General features: G+C 70.4%; 12 protein-coding genes. 5 read left to right on the top strand and 7 right to left on the bottom strand.

The window, feature by feature from the left end:
* From ETAA1_RS15405 to ETAA1_RS15390, 4 genes are all read left to right on the top strand, one after another.
* The gene (locus ETAA1_RS15405; protein WP_261342020.1) at window positions 1–1014 is read left to right on the top strand and encodes a DUF1559 domain-containing protein; all 1014 of its coding nucleotides are present in this window, start codon (window positions 1–3) and stop codon (window positions 1012–1014) included.
* An 84-nt stretch (window positions 1015–1098) separates the two neighbouring features.
* Window positions 1099–1587 (top strand): hypothetical protein, encoded by a 489-nt coding sequence (locus tag ETAA1_RS15400; protein ID WP_145239925.1) that lies wholly within the window; start codon window positions 1099–1101, stop codon window positions 1585–1587.
* A 179-nt stretch (window positions 1588–1766) separates the two neighbouring features.
* Window positions 1767–4364, top strand: coding sequence for a leucine--tRNA ligase (leuS, locus tag ETAA1_RS15395; RefSeq protein ID WP_145239923.1), 2598 nt, complete (start codon window positions 1767–1769; stop codon window positions 4362–4364).
* A gap of 55 nt (window positions 4365–4419) precedes the next feature.
* The gene (locus ETAA1_RS15390) at window positions 4420–4848 is read left to right on the top strand and encodes a hypothetical protein (protein ID WP_145239921.1); all 429 of its coding nucleotides are present in this window, start codon (window positions 4420–4422) and stop codon (window positions 4846–4848) included.
* Here the strand turns inward: ETAA1_RS15390 and ETAA1_RS15385 are convergent.
* The 7 genes from ETAA1_RS15385 to glmM all read right to left on the bottom strand — a co-directional run bounded on the left by ETAA1_RS15385 (window position 4797) and on the right by glmM (window position 12604).
* Window positions 4797–5405, bottom strand: a complete 609-nt coding sequence (locus ETAA1_RS15385) for a phosphorylase family protein (RefSeq protein WP_202920917.1) — start codon at window positions 5403–5405, stop codon at window positions 4797–4799. The two genes, ETAA1_RS15390 and ETAA1_RS15385, sit on opposite strands and share 52 nt — an antisense overlap.
* A 5-nt stretch (window positions 5406–5410) precedes the next feature.
* Window positions 5411–6427, bottom strand: a complete 1017-nt coding sequence (gene hpnH / locus ETAA1_RS15380; protein ID WP_145239916.1) for an adenosyl-hopene transferase HpnH — start codon at window positions 6425–6427, stop codon at window positions 5411–5413.
* A 46-nt stretch (window positions 6428–6473) separates the two neighbouring features.
* Entirely contained in the window at window positions 6474–8489 is a 2016-nt protein-coding gene (shc, locus tag ETAA1_RS15375; protein ID WP_202920916.1) for a squalene--hopene cyclase, read from the bottom strand.
* 91 nt (window positions 8490–8580) lie between these two features.
* Window positions 8581–9606, bottom strand: a complete 1026-nt coding sequence (gene cheB, locus ETAA1_RS15370) for a chemotaxis-specific protein-glutamate methyltransferase CheB (RefSeq protein ID WP_145239912.1) — start codon at window positions 9604–9606, stop codon at window positions 8581–8583.
* A gap of 17 nt (window positions 9607–9623) precedes the next feature.
* Entirely contained in the window at window positions 9624–10499 is an 876-nt protein-coding gene (locus ETAA1_RS15365) for a bifunctional 5,10-methylenetetrahydrofolate dehydrogenase/5,10-methenyltetrahydrofolate cyclohydrolase (protein WP_145239910.1), read from the bottom strand.
* On the bottom strand, window positions 10496–11251 hold the full coding sequence (locus tag ETAA1_RS15360; RefSeq protein ID WP_145239908.1) for an SIR2 family NAD-dependent protein deacylase: 756 nt from the start codon (window positions 11249–11251) through the stop codon (window positions 10496–10498). The genes ETAA1_RS15365 and ETAA1_RS15360 overlap by 4 nt, the downstream gene beginning before the upstream one ends.
* A 9-nt stretch (window positions 11252–11260) precedes the next feature.
* Complete coding sequence (gene glmM / locus ETAA1_RS15355) at window positions 11261–12604, bottom strand: phosphoglucosamine mutase (RefSeq protein WP_238389451.1); 1344 nt, start codon at window positions 12602–12604, stop codon at window positions 11261–11263.
* A gap of 75 nt (window positions 12605–12679) precedes the next feature.
* On the opposite strand from glmM, the gene ETAA1_RS15350 reads away from it, so the two are divergent.
* On the top strand, window positions 12680–13576 hold the full coding sequence (locus tag ETAA1_RS15350) for a serine hydrolase (RefSeq protein ID WP_145239904.1): 897 nt from the start codon (window positions 12680–12682) through the stop codon (window positions 13574–13576).
* Window positions 13577–13593 lie beyond the last annotated feature (17 nt).

Genomic DNA, 13593 nt, shown 5'->3' with positions numbered 1-13593 from the left:
TTGTACTCCGTACCGGTCTACGTTCGCCCCCAACTCTTCCTGGAGAAGGTCGTGCTGAAGCTCTCGTTCATGCCTCCTCCGATTCGGCGCCGGCGGGGGTTCACCCTGATCGAGCTGCTGGTCGTTATCGCCATCATTGCCATTCTGATCGGCCTGCTCCTGCCGGCGGTGCAGAAGGTTCGCGAGTCGGCCAACCGGGCCAAGTGCCTGAACAACTTGAAGCAGCTGGCCCTCGGCATGCACCTGTTCCAGGACAGCCAGAAGAAGCTGCCAGCCGGGCACCTGACTTCGACCAGCGGTGCGGTGGCGCCGAGCCCGGGCTGGACCTGGGCCACGCTGATCATGCCGTACATCGAGCAGGGTAACCTCTACTCCCAGCTGGCCGTTCCCCCGGCCAACGTCCTGGACACCGTTCCGCTCCCCGCGCAGTTCAACTCGGGGCCGAACACCGCCGCCCTGGTGACGCTCTGCTCGACCCGCCTCACGCTGTACCGCTGCCCGTCGGACGTCCTGCCGGACCTGAATACCGCCCCGAGCTGGGCCGTGGACTTCGCGACCAACAACTACGTCTGCAACCGTGAGGTACTCGGGCCGGGTCGGACGAACGGGAGCAACGTGCCGGACGCCCTCAGTGTCGACACCATCCGCGACGGCTCGAGCAACACGATCCTGCTCGGCGAGCGCGACGGCATCTTCAACGTCGGGGCGATGTACGTCCGCTCGACTACCACCTCGGCCAGCTTCGAGGGTCGGCCCGGGTACGGGATCAACCCCCGCCCGGTCCCGATCACGAACCCCCCGTTCAACACGGGCAACAACGAGCGACTGGCCTACAGCAGCGGTCACACGGGTGGCGTTCTGTTCGCAATGGCCGACGGTCACGTGGTCTTCCTGACCGACTCGATCGACGCGGACACAACCGACAGCCACGTCGGCTTCCCGGCGCTGAACACGAACTTCACGCTCCAGAAGCTCCAGCACCCGAACGACCGGCGGCCGGTCTCGATCGACTGACCATCACCCGCGTATCACCCGGGCGGACGACGGCCGTCGTCCGCCCGGGTCGTTTCCGTTCACCCCCTGAGAGAACCCCCTCCCATGTTCCCGCGGCGACTCCGAATCGCGCTCGGCTCGGCGGCACTGTCTCTCGTGTTCGTCGTCGGCTGCGGCGGGCCCAACATCTCGGGCACCGTGAAGATCGACGGCCAGAACGTGGACGGCGGCGGAATCGCGTTCCTCACGGAGGGCGGGAAGGAGGCGGTCGCGACCGGCCAGATCGTCGGCGGCGCCTACAAGATTCCGACGAACAAGAAGCTCGTGCCGGGTAAGTACACCGTTCAGATCACCTGGCTGAAGGGGACCGGCAAGAAGGTCAAGAACGAGAGCGACCCCGGCACCGAGGACGAGGAGAAGGTGCAGTACATCCCCGGCGAGTACAACACCGGCTCCAAGCTCTCAGTCGAAATTACCTCCGGCTCGAACACCCACAACTTCGACCTGAAGGGCGGCGGCGCGGTCGCCCCGGCCCCGGGGGCCGGTCCGAAGCAGGGTGGCGGCGGTGCTGGCAAGGCCGTCGGCGATTCGTAATCTCGGCCGAAAACGACGGCGGCCGGCGACCCATCGGGTCGCCGGCCGCCGTCGTTTTCGTCTCCCGCCCGGCGCCGACCGTGAACCCGGCTCAAGCGTCGGACATCACTTCGCGGGGCGTTGACACGTTATTCCTCTGCCGTAAGCCAGATTCCGCACCCCCACCGAGGCCGAGGCTGATGCCGAGCTACAACCCCGCCGACGTCGAGCGCCGGTGGCAGCAGTACTGGCTGGCGAACAAGACCTTTCGCACGCCCGACCCCGGCGACCCGGCCGCCGCCGGCCGGCCCAAGTTCTACGTCCTGGATATGTTCCCGTACCCGAGCGGCGCCGGCCTCCACGTCGGCCACCCGGAAGGGTACACGGCCACCGACATCCTCGCCCGCTTCAAGCGGATGCGCGGCTTCCACGTCCTCCACCCGATGGGCTGGGACGCCTACGGCCTGCCGGCCGAGCAGTACGCGGTCGAGAAGAACGTCCACCCGCGCATCACGACCCAGCAGAACATCGCCACGTTCCGCCGGCAGATTCAGTCGCTCGGCTTCTCCTACGACTGGGACCGCGAGGTCGACACCACCGACCCCACGTACTTCCGCTGGACCCAGTGGATCTTCCTGGTCCTGTACGACACCTGGTACGACGCCGCGGCGGGGAAGGGCCGCCCGATCGCGGAGCTACCCATTCCCCCCGATGTCGCCGCGCGCGGCGACGCCGCCGTTCGCCAGTATCGCGACGACCGCCGGCTGGCGTACCAGGCCGAGGTGCCGGTGAACTGGTGCCCGGCGCTCGGCACCGTGCTGGCGAACGAGGAGGTGATCGACGGCAAGAGCGAGCGCGGCGGCCACCCGGTCGAGCGTCGGCCGCTGCGCCAGTGGCTGATGCGGATCACCGCCTACGCCGAGCGCCTGATCGACGACCTGGCCGGCCTCGACTGGTCGGAGTCGATCAAGCAGATGCAGCGGAACTGGATCGGCAAGAGCGAGGGGGCGGAGGTTCACTTCGCACTGGCGAGCGGCGGGCGTGAGCCCGCCGTTTCCGAACCGATCACCGTGTTCACCACGCGGCCCGACACGCTGTTCGGCGCCACGTACATGGTGCTGTCGCCCGAGCACGCGCTGGTGCCGCGGATCACGACCCCCGAACAGGCCGCCGCCGTGAAGGCGTACCAGGACGCCGCCGCCCGCAAGAGCGACTTCGAGCGCACCGAGCTGGCCAAGACGAAGACCGGCGTGTTCACCGGCGCCTACGCCGTAAACCCGGTGAACGGCGAGCGCGTCCCGATCTGGATCGCCGACTACGTGCTGTCCGGCTACGGCACCGGGGCCATCATGGCCGTCCCCGGCCACGACGAGCGCGACTTCGAGTTCGCGCAGCTGTTCGACCTGCCGGTCGTGACCGTGGTGACGCCGACCGCCGAGTGGCTGAAGCGAACCGGGAGCACGATGGCTCGCCTGACCGAGGCATACACCGACGACGGCGTGGCGGTGAACTCCGGCCCGCTGGACGGGCTCGACACCGCGGCCGCGAAGTCCAAGATCACCGCCTGGCTGGAGGAGCGCGGGCTCGGCAGCCGGCGCGTGAACTACAAGCTGCGCGACTGGCTGTTCAGCCGGCAGCGCTACTGGGGCGAGCCGTTCCCGGTGCTGCACGGCCCGCACGGCGAGCTGGTGCCGCTTCCGACGACCGAGCTGCCGCTGATCCCGCCCGACCTCGCCGACTTCAAGCCGACCGGCACGCCCGAGGGGCCGCTGTCGAAGGCGACGGACTGGGTGAACGTCACGCGCGACGGCGTGGCCTACCGGCGCGAGACGAACACGATGCCGCAGTGGGCCGGCTCGTGCTGGTACTTCCTCCGCTACATCGACCCGCAGAACACCGAGGTGCTGGCCGACCCGGAGAAGCTGAAGTACTGGCTGCCGGTGGACCTGTACGTCGGCGGGGCCGAGCACGCGGTGCTCCACCTGCTGTACAGCCGGTTCTGGCACAAGGTGCTGTTCGACCGCGGCTACGTGCCGTGCGCCGAGCCGTTCCAGCGGCTCGTGAACCAGGGCATGATCCTCGGCGAAAACGGCGAGAAGATGTCGAAGGCCCGCGGGAACGTCATCAACCCCGACGACGTGGTGCAGGAGTACGGGGCCGACAGCCTGCGGCTGTACGAGATGTTCATGGGGCCGCTGGAGGCGGTAAAGCCCTGGAACACGAAGTCGATCGAGGGCGTGTACCGCTTCCTGACGCGGGCGTGGCGGTTGATCGTGGACGACACCGCCGAGGAGCTGAAGCTGCACGCGGCGGTGAAGGAAGTTGAGCCGGACAAGGACACGCTGCGGGTGCTCCACCGTACCATCCAGAAGGTCACCGAGGACACCGACGGTCTTCGCTTCAACACGGCGATCGCGGCGATGATGGAGTTCGTCAACCACGTCAACAAGCTGGAAGCGCGGCCGCGGGCGGTGCTGGAGCCGTTCGTGCTGCTGCTCGCCCCCTACGCCCCGCACGCGGCCGAGGAGCTGTGGCGGGCGCTCGGCCGCGGCCCGACGCTGGCCTACGAGCCGTGGCCGGCGTTCGACCCGGCGCTGACGAAGGCGGACGAGATCGAGGTGCCGGTGCAGGTGAACGGCAAGCTGAAGGCCCGGCTCAAGGTGCCCGCCGAGGTGTCGGACGCCGACCTGGAAGCCGCGGCCCGCGGCGACGCCGCGGTTCAGGCCGCGATCGCCGGCAAGACCGTGAAGCTGGTGAAGGTGGTGCCGCGGAAGCTGGTCAACGTCGTCGTGGTCTGAACCTACCTCGCGGCCCGCGTGTCCGCTCCGAACCACCGGAGGGAAGCCGATGTGTATGGTCGTCTACGTTGGCTCCGACTACCCACTGCCGACCTGGCCGTGGGACCAGTCCCGGCCTGCGTTCCACGTCGTCGAGCAGTCGGACCCGGCTGACCCGGTCCGTCAGCGGTTCACGAAGCCGTACGTGTACTTCGCCGGGTCGCAGGACGGCTGCGGGTGCGGGTTCCACTACGGCCCGTACGGCACGGACGACCCGGACGCGGAGGTGGACGCCGCGACCGCGGCGTGCCGCCGGGCGTTCGGCGACTACCTGGCGGTCGCGCTGCAACACCAGCGCGAGGTCGAGGTGTACGCCTGCTGGAGCGGCGAGGAGGCGGAACCGCCCGAGTACCACGACCGCGCCACGCCGGCGGAGCTGGGCTCGGGTGAAGCCTACGTCCGCGAGCGGGAACTGGTGATCGTGTCGGACGCGCCCGCTTCCTGATCCAGCTTGGCGACCAGCGCCCGGGCGAGTGTGCCGGCCGCGGTCGCGGTGTCGCGCCCGAGCCGCAAGAATTCGGGGAGCAAGGCGGGCCGTCGGACCAGGGCCAACAGCACACGGGGCACCGAGACCGTGCCCCCGCTCAGCAACCGTACCAACTCGGGTGACAACTCGGCGTCGGCGGTGTCTGACACCGCCCGTACCGCGAAAAAACTCACGCCGCGCTCGCGGCACGCTTCCTCGACCGCCGCCGATTCCATGTCCACCGCGTCCGCCCCGGCCGAGGCTCGTAGGGCAGCCTTCTCGCCCGGCGGTCCGACGATTCGATCGACCGTCACGATTCGCGGTGACACCACGATGTCACCGACCTTCAATCCTGGGTCGAGCGCCCCGCAGAAGCCGGCGGCGATGACGCGGTCGGGCCGCACCTCGTCGACCAGCCTCAGCGCCGTAACCTGCGCCGCGGCGCGACCGACGCCCGACACGCGAACGGCCACGTCCTGCCGCCCGCGGACCAGCCGCCGGAACGGGGCCGCCTCGCGCTCCAGCGCGAACAGCACGCCGGTCACGTCAGCTGCCAGCGGAGCATCTTCAGGCTGTCGCCGAGCCGGCTGTTCACGCCGAGCGCGGCCGCGACCTCGTACCCGCTGTGCATCATGCAGTGCTCGCACCGCGGGTCCTTGCCGTACCCGTAGCTCGACCAGTCGGTGTTCTCCATCAGGTCGCCGAACGACGGGTGGTGCTCGTCGGTGATGAGGTAGCACGGCCCCTTCCAGCCCTTCACGTTCCGGGTCGGGCTGGCCCACGCGGCGCACGTCAGGTCGCGCTTCCCCTGCAAGAATTCCAGGTACACCGGCGACGTGTTCATGGCGTACTTCTTGAACAGCCCGGCCGCCTCGTTGAACTTCTGCTTGATCTGGTCGCGGGTCAGGAAGATCTCGGCCGCGTCCGGGTTCGTGCTGCACACGGCCGCGTACCCGTAGGCCGGCGACAGCATGAAGCCGTCGACGCCGAGCTGCGAGAGGTAGGCGTACAGGGCGTCGACCTCGGCCATGTCGGTGTCCTGGAACACCGTCGTGTTCGTGCACACCATGAACCCGGCCGCCTTCGCCGCCTTGATCCCCTCGACCGCCTCCTTGAACACGCCGTCCCGCTCGACGGCCTTGTCGTGCGTCTTCTCCAGGCCGTCGAGGTGGACGTTGAAGAAGAACCGGCTCGTCGGCTTGAACTGGTGGAGCTTCTTCTTGATGAACATCCCGTTCGTGCAGAGGTAGATGTGCTTCCGCTTCTTGAGCACGCCGCGGACCAACTCGCCGATCTGCGGGTAGATCAGCGGCTCGCCGCCGCAGATGCTCACGATCGGGGCGCCGGCCGCGTCCACCGAGTCGAGGCACTCCTCGACGGTGAGCTTCTCCTTGATGGTGCTCTCGTACTCGCGGATGCGGCCGCACCCGGTGCAAGTGAGGTTGCAGGCGTGGAGCGGCTCCAGCATCAGCACGAGCGGGAACCGCCGCTCGCGCTTGATCTTCTTCTTGATCATGTACCCGGCCATGTCGGTGGTCAGGCTGAGCGGGAAGCGCATGTCCTTCTCCGGGCCGGCGGCGCCGGCAGGATTCGGGATTCGGGATTCAGGATTCGGTATTCCGGGACCGAACCGCCGCGGCCTGCATCCGGGGGCGCGGAGCCGGGTGGGCCTGGTCTGCCCGAAGTCCCGACTCCCGACGCCCGTAGCCTGCCGCGAAGCGGCCCAACGCCATCAGCGGGAAGTACACCGGGTACAGGTGGTACTTCAGGTAGAAAACCCGCGGGAAGCCGGTGCCGGTGAACGGCTCCTCGGCCCACCCGCCGTCCGCGGCCTGGGTGCCGATCAGGTACTCGACGCCGGCCCGCACCTCGGCCGTGTCGGTCTCACCCGCGGCCATCAGCCCGAGCAGCGCCCACGCGGTCTGTGACGCGGTCGAGGGGCCCACGCCGGCCTGCGTCGGGTCGTCGTAGCTGCGGCAGCTCTCGCCCCAGCCGCCGTCCTCGTTCTGCACGTCCTTGAGCCAGCGGACCGCCCGGCGGACCACCGGCTGCGTCATGTCGAAGCCGACCGCGGCGAGGCCGACGAGCACCTGCCAGGTGCCGTAGACGTAGTTCACGCCCCACCGGCCGAACCAGCTGCCGTTGTCTTCCTGCCGTGCGAGGATGAACCGCACGGCTCGATCGACCGGCGGCTGACCGACGCGGTAGCCGTAGTGGCTGAGCGATTCGAGGACGCGGGCCGTAATGTCGGGGCAGCTCGGGTCGAGCATCGCGTTGTGGTCGGCGAACGGCACCTTTTCAAGCACCTGCTTGTCGATGTCGCGGTCGAACGCGGCCCAGCCGCCGTCCGAGTTCTGCATCGCGAGCAGCCAGTCGAGCGCCCGGCGGACCGCCGGCGCGGCCGCGACGCGCGTCGCGTGGCCGGTGCGCGCCAGGGCGATGAGCACCATCGAGGTGTCGTCGGTGTCGGGGTAGAAGGCGTTGCGGTACTCGAAAAACCAGCCCCCGGGCTCGACGCCGCGCACGGTCTTCGCCCAGTCGCCCTCGCGCCGCACTTCCTTGTCGAGGAGCCAGCGCACGGCCGCGTCGCAGTCGGCGGCCGCGGCCGCGCCGGCGTCCGCCATGCCGATGAGTGACAACGCGGTGTCCCACACCGGCGACAGGCATGGCTGCAGCCGCAGCGTGTCGCCCTCGGGGATGCACAGGTCGTCGAGCTGCTTCATCACCCAGCGGGCTTCGGGGTCGGTGTCGGGCACGCCGAGGCACTTCAGCACGATGGCGTGGTACACGATCGGCGGGAAGATCGCCCCGAGCCCGTCGCTCTCCGCCATCCGCTCGCGCATCCAGGCCCGCGCCTCGCGGACGCCCCACCCACGCAGCGGCGTCAGCCGCAACTTCTCGGCGGCCTTGAAGCACCAGTCCACGCCGAGGAAGAAGTTCGTCCACGAGAACCACTGCGTCGTCGGCGTCGCCGGCCAGCGCGGCGTCTCGGGCGGGTTCAGGAACAGTTCGCGGCAGCCCTGCGACCCCGGCAGCTGCGTCACGGGCTTGTAGGCGTCCACGATGCTGAGCGGCACGAAGATGGTGCGGCTCCACGCCGACATGGCGTAGACGTGGAAGTAGAACCAGCGCGGGAACAGGATGATCTCGGCCGGCACGCTCGCGCACGCGGCGTACGGCAGCTGGCCGAGCAGGGCGAGGTAGAAGCGCGTGAACGAGTTCGTCGCCTCGGCCCCGCCGATGCTGCGAATCTCGGCGGCGGCGCGGCGCATCCGCGGCTCGTCGGCGGCGTGCCCGGCGATCTTCAGCGCCAGGTACGCCTTCACCGACACGCTGACCTCGGCGGGGCCGCCGGGGTAGTTCGGCCAGCCGCCGCTCGGCAGCTGCTTCTGAAGAAGGTAGTTGGCCGCGGGGCGGACGCGCGGGTCGTCGGCCTTGCCCAGGAAGGCCAGGAGGAGGATGAACTCGGATTCGAGGATCGTGTCGCCTTCCAGCTCGCCGACCCAGTGTCCGTCCGGCTTCTGGCGGGCGAGTAGTCCACGGCGGCCGCGACCGACGGCGTCGTCGACGGCTTCGAGGAAGGCGGCGGTGCGGGCGTCCGGGGGCGCGGGGCGCGTCACGGGCGGAATCCTTTCCGGCGGCGCGTGGCGGGTGTGGGTAGAGTCTAACCCGCGGGCGAAGTGGGGAGCAAGGGCAACCGGCGCGGGCGGGTCAAGACCTGGTCCGGCTCCGCACCTGGTTCACGACGGCGGCCCCGATCAGGCCCAGCGGCAGCACCTCGGTCGCCGCGCGGCGCTCGACCGCGGCCTTCGGCATCCCGTACACGACGCACGTCGCCTCGTCCTGGGCGATAGTATGCCACCCGATTTGCCGCAACCTCAGCAACCCGTCGGCGCCGTCGGTGCCCATGCCGGTGAGGAGCACGCCGACTCCCGGCCGCGGCGCGCGGGCGGCGAGGCTGGCGAACAACACGTCCACCGACGGCCGGTACGGCGCCGAGTGCGGCGCCGGCGTGTACCGCAGCCGCAGATCGGACGCGAGTTCGAGGTGGTCGTCGGTCGCGGCCAGGTAGACCGTCCCGGGGTGCGGCACTTCACCGGAGGCGACCACGCGGACCGGCAACCGGCAGCGCGGCCGGAGTGCCTCGGCCAGACCCGGGGCGTACTCGGCGGCGATGTGCTGAACGACGACCACGGCCGCGGGGAAGCCGACCGGCAACGCCGCGAGTACCGCCGCGAGCGCGTCCGGCCCCCCGGTCGACACGCCGACGCCGACGATCCGCGGCACGTCGATCGACGGGGGCTTCGTCGCCGGAACGGGGACGAAACCGGAGCCCGTCTGCCCGCGGAGGGCGGCGTCGAGTTTCGTGAGGCGGGCGACCAGCGGCTCGGCGTTGTGCGGCACGCCGCCGGGGCCGAGCGTCGGCGTTTCGACCGCGTCCAGCGCCCCGGCGCTCATCGCCCGGTAGACCAGCGCGATGTTGCCGCCGACGGTCGCGGTGACGAGCAGAACGGGGCAGGGGGCCTGCCGCATGATCTGCCGCGTGGCCTCGGCCCCGTCGAGCCGCGGCATCACCAGGTCCATCAATATCACGTCGGGCCGGTCGGCTACGGCCTTCGTCACGGCGTCGTCGCCGTCCACCGCCTCCCACGCGACGACGTACCCCGGTACGGACCGGACGACCCGCCGGAGCACGTCCCGAGCCAGCGCCAGATCGTTGACGATTGCGACCCGCATACCGGGAATTGTACCACTCACCCGTCGATGTGTTCGGCCGCGGCGAGCGTGTTCACGAGTAGCATGGTGATGGTCATCGGGCCGACGCCGCCGGGGACGGGAGAGAGGGCCGCCGCCACGGCCGCGACGCCCTCGTGAACGTCACCGACGAGCTTGCCGTCCATGGAATTCGTCCCCACGTCCACGACGACGGCCCCGGGGCGGACCATTTCGGGCGTGACGACGCGCGGCACGCCGGCGGCGGCGACGAGTATGTCGGCCCGCCGACAAACAGCGGTCAGGTCGGCAGTGCGGGTGTGCGCGATCGTGACGGTCGCGTCGCCGCCGGCCGGGTTCGCGGCCGTGCGCTTCTGGGCGAGCATCAGCGCCAGCGGCTTGCCCACGATGTTGCTGCGGCCGACGATCACGACTTCCTTCCCCGCGGGGTCGAAGCCGTTGCGGGCGAGGAGGTGGAAGACGCCGTGCGGCGTGCACGGGTAGTAACGCGGGTGGCCGACCGCGAGGAGGCCGACGTTCTCGGGGTGGAAGCAGTCCACGTCCTTCGCCGGCGTGACGGCACGGAGGACGGCGTCCTCGTCGATCTGCTTCGGCAGCGGCAACTGCACGAGGATGCCGTGAACGGCCGGGTCGGCGTTCAGCCGGGCGACGAGGGCCAGGAGTTCGGCCTGGGTGGTGGTCGCGGGTAGCGTGTGAACCCAGGTGGCGAGACCGGCGTCGGTACAGGCCTTGTGCTTGTTGCGGACGTAGACGTGACTCGCCGGGTTGTCGCCGACGATGACCGCCGCGAGCCCCGGCCGCGACTTCCCCGCCGCGACCCGGGCCGCCACCTCCGCGGCGACCTCGGCCCGCATCGTCTGCCCCAGCGCCTTGCCGTCCAGTCGCGTCGCGGTCATGCGGTTCGTTCCAGTTCGGCCACGAGCTTCGGGAGCACCTCGCCGGCCGGGCCGTACAGGCCGACGTCGGCGTAGTGGCTGGCCTCGGTGCGGGTCATGTTGACCTCGACGACGGTGGCGTCGTTGGTCCGCTTCGCGATCGGGATCAGCGACGCGGCCGGGTGTACGACAGCGGAGGTGCCGACGACGAGCATCACGTCGCACTCGGACGCCGCGATCTGAGCGGCGTCCCACACGTCCGGGGGGAGGTTCTCGTTGAACCACACGATGTCCGGCCGGAGCATCGCACCGCAGTGGCAGTGCGGGATCGCGGGCAGGGCGTCAAGCCCGCGGTCGAGCACCTCGCCGCAGTAGGTACAGCGCGTGCGGTAGAGGCTGCCGTGGATTTCGAGCAGCGACTTTGTGCCGGCGACGCGGTGGAGGCCGTCCACGTTCTGCGTCACGAGCGTGAAGCGGGTGCCGTAGCGGTCTTCGAGCCGGACGAGGGCGTGGTGCCCGGGGTTGGGCCGGACCGTGCGGACGTTCGCGCGGCGTGCGTTGTAGAAGTTCCACACCAGCCGCGGGTCGCGCTCGAACCCCATCGGGCTGGCCACGTCCTCGATGCGGTGGCCCTCCCACAGTCCGTCGGAGGCGCGGAACGTCGGCACGCCGCTCTCGGCCGACACGCCGGCTCCGGTCAGCACGCACACCCGCGACGCGGCCCGGAGGGCGTCGGCGGCGCGCTTCAATTCCCCGTCGAAGTCGTCGGTCATCACGAGCCCTCAGCCGGTGACCACCGCCCCCGCCTCGTCACACAGTCGCCTCACGTCCGCGTCGGTCGGCGCCTCGGCGATCACGCGCACGACCGGCTCCGTGTTACTGCCGCGGACGTGCAGCCACCAGTCGCTGCCGTCGAGGCGCAGGCCGTCGTCGCGGTTCACGCGGGCGTCGGGCCAGCGGCGCTCGAGCGCGTCGTAGGCGGCGGCAAGCTTCGAGCGCGGCACCTCGAACTTCGTCTTGAGCATGGCGTACCGCGGCAGCCCGGCCACCAGCTCGGAGAACGGCCGCCCCGTCTCGGCCATCAGGCTCAGAATGAACGCCATGCCGACGAACGGGTCGCGCACCCAGCCGACGCGCGGGTCGATGACGCCGCCGTTCCCCTCGCCGCCGATCACGGCCCCTTCCGCCCGCATCCGGCCGACCACGTTCGCCTCGCCGACCGCGGCCCGCACGCAAGTACACCCCGCGGCGCGGGCGACGTCCTCGGCCATCCGCGACGTGCTGAGGTTGAGGACGACCGGCCCGGCCTCCTGGTTCAGGCGGTACTGCACGGCCAGCGCCAGCGTCGCCTCCTCGCTCACGCAGACGCCGTGCTCGTCGATCAGTGCCAGGCGGTCGGCGTCGGGGTCGAGGACGAAGCCGACGGCGGAGCCGGACTGCTTCACCCACGGGGCCACGTCCGTGAGGTGGGCCGGCGTCGGCTCGGGCTCGTGGGTGAAGTGGCCGGTCGGCTCGCAGCCGTGCTGCACGACCTCGCACCCCAGGTCGGCGAGGAGCTGGACGCCGAGCGGGCCGCCGGCGCCGCCGTTGGCGTCGAGGAAGACCCGGAAGCGGTGCGCCGCCACGCTCGCCACGCTGACGAGGTCGAGGACGGCCTGCCGGTGGTCTCCGAGCACGTCGGGCGGGACGCGGGTGCAACCGATGCCGTCCCACGCGGCGCGCGGGAAGTCGCCGGATTCGTAGCGGCCGCGGACCTCGGCCCCGCGGTCGGCGGGGAGCACGGCGCCGTCGGCGCCGAACATCTTGAGGCCGTTCCACGGCGCCGGGTTGTGGCTCGCCGTGATCTGGATCGCGCCCGCGGCCCCGAGCGCCCGCACCGCGAACCCGCACGTCGGCGTCGGCGTGATGCCGATGTCTTCGACGGTGCAGCCGGCCCCGAGCAGCCCCGCGATGACGGCGTGCCGCAGCATGTCGCCGCTCGGCCGGCCGTCGCGGCTGACGAGAACGGGCTTCGGCCCGACGGTGCCGCCGTAGGCGGCGGCGAACCGGGCCGCGGCCTCGGCGGTGAGCCCGCGACCGACCACGCCTCGGATGCCCGACACGGACACGATCAACTCGTCGCTCATGACGATTTTCTACGGACCGAGCCGGGCCGGTTCACCCCCGGCTACAACACCCGCACCGCACCCCGGAGGTGACACATGCGTACCGTCGCCGCACTCGTTCTGCTCGCGTCCCTCGCCCGGCCGGCCACGGCCGCCGAGCTGGCCGACACGCTCGCCCCGTTGCTCAAGGCCCACCGCGGTCGCGTCGCCGTGGCCGTGAAGCACCTCAAGACCGGCGCCGAGTTCTACCACCAGGCCGACGAGCCGATGCCGACGGCGAGCCTGATCAAGTTCCCGGTGATGGTCGAAGCGTTCTACCAGGCGGCCGACAAGAAGATCGACTTCGGCACGACGCTCACCCTGAAGAAGGAGCACCGCGTCCCGGGCAGCGGCGTCCTCACGTCGCACTTCTCCGACGGCGCGACGTTTCCGCTGCGGGACGCCGTGCGGCTGATGATCGCCGTCTCCGACAACACCGCCACGAACCTCGTCCTGGAGCAGACCGGCATCCGCCCCGTGAACGAGCGGATGGCGAAGCTCGGGCTGACGGAGACGCGGATCAACGCCCAGGTGTTCCGCGGCAGCACCACGAGCGTGGACCCGGAGCGGACCAAGAAGTACGGCCTCGGCAGCACCACCGCCCGCGAGATGGTGAAGCTGCTGGAAATGCTTCAGGAGAACAAGCTCGTCTCCGAGGAGGCGTGCAAGGCGATGATCGCCCACCTCCGGGCCTGCGACGACACTGCGATGTTCAAGCGCTACCTCCCGCCCGGCGTGCTTCTGGCCCACAAGACCGGCGCGGTCAGCAACGCCCGCACCCAGGCCGGCATCATGACGCTCCCCTCCGGCCCGGTGGCGCTGTGCGTCCTGACGAACGAGAACGCCGACCAGCGGTGGGCCGTGGACAACGCCGCACAGGTGCTACTGGCGAACGTGGCGAAGGCCGTTTACGACCACTTCACGCCGCCGGCGAAGGAAGCTGGCCGGCCGTGAGCGGGGGCGGTATCCTC

It is taken from the genome of Urbifossiella limnaea, from assembly GCF_007747215.1.
Classification (GTDB): Bacteria; Planctomycetota; Planctomycetia; order Gemmatales; family Gemmataceae; genus Urbifossiella; species Urbifossiella limnaea.
This window is presented reverse-complemented; position numbering and strand designations above follow the sequence as displayed.